General features: G+C 37.1%; 1 pseudogene. It reads left to right on the forward strand.

Annotation, left to right across the window (positions count from 1 at the left end):
- Positions 1–308, forward strand: a pseudogene (locus tag D0817_RS25910) (recombinase family protein); the annotation flags it as partial.
- Positions 309–315 lie beyond the last annotated feature (7 nt).

Here is a 315-nt window from a genome sequence, read left to right on the forward strand (position 1 = left end):
TCAATGTTGATGAAGATGATATTGATGATTTGTTAAAAGTAGGTGTAGGGAACCTTTTGAAGCTCAATGAATTCTATGATGTCGGGGATTGGTCACAATCACGAGATTTGATTGGTTCGATTTATCCTGAAAAATTTACGATTTCAGAAAATCAGCTTCGAACCACAAGAGTTAATGAAGTTGTTAGTGTTATCTATCTCATTAACAGTAGAATATCAACAAATAAAAAAGGGACAAAGAAGACTTTTTCTTCTTTGTCCCATGTAGTAGCGGGAACAGGACTCGAACCTGTGACCTTCGGGTTATGAGCCCGAC

Origin of the sequence: Flavobacterium cupreum (assembly GCF_003996965.1) — a bacterium.
GTDB classification, from domain to species: Bacteria; Bacteroidota; Bacteroidia; order Flavobacteriales; family Flavobacteriaceae; genus Flavobacterium; species Flavobacterium cupreum.